The sequence below is a fragment of the Rhizobium sp. 18055 genome, from assembly GCF_902706285.1.
In the GTDB taxonomy this organism is placed as follows: Bacteria; Pseudomonadota; Alphaproteobacteria; order Rhizobiales; family Rhizobiaceae; genus Rhizobium.
Map to the genome: position 1 here is coordinate 1 of NZ_CACSKD010000090.1, position 647 is coordinate 647.

Annotated in this window: 1 protein-coding gene and 1 pseudogene; one reads left to right on the top strand and one right to left on the bottom strand. The window is 66.2% G+C overall.

Translation table 11 applies throughout. From position 1 onward, the window contains the following. Positions 1-223: pseudogene (locus GVL52_RS31565) on the bottom strand (hypothetical protein); the annotation flags it as partial. 114 nt (positions 224-337) lie between these two features. Here GVL52_RS31565 and GVL52_RS31570 point away from each other — a divergent pair. After that, positions 338-647: LysR family transcriptional regulator (locus GVL52_RS31570; RefSeq protein WP_160012669.1), on the top strand; the 310-nt coding region annotated here is incomplete at its 3' end.

Consider the following 647-nt stretch of genomic DNA (forward strand, 5'->3'; position numbering starts at 1 on the left):
CGGTGTAGGCCAGGGGGCGGCCCAGGGCCTTGCCGTACTGCTCGATCGCCAGCTTCATGCCGAGGTCGGCGAACTTGCCGTTCGCCGCGAAGGCCCCCGACATGGGCACGGGGCAGCCGAACTGGATCGCGCCGCTGGACTGCGCCCAGGCGCTGCGCGCGAGGCCGAGCGATGCGGGCAGCGCGGCCAGCGCGGAGAGTTGCAAGAGATGACGACGTTGCATGGGGGTTGATCCTTATAGAGAAAGTAAGACTAACGTAAGCTCCGTGTTTCAAAAAGCAATTCGTATGCCTGTTAATATTCCCATCCGGAATATTGTCATCGCCATCCTGGGACCATGTCGCTGCGCCGCCTCAACCCTCCCCTGCACCTTCTGCGGGCTTTCTGCACCGTGGCACGGTTCGGCGGCGTCTCGCGCGCGGCCGAGGCGCTGCACCTCACGCAGAGCGCGGTCAGCAAACAGATACAGGAGCTGGAGCGCTGGGTGGGCATCGACCTGTTCGAGCGCAGCCGCAAGCGCCTCTCGCTCACCCCTGCCGGGGAACGCTACGAAAAGGCGGTGAGCGTCCTGCTTGCGCGGCTGGAGGCGGCCACGCTGGAGCTGATCACCAGCGGCGACGGCGGCGGCGCCCTGCACCTGTCGGTGC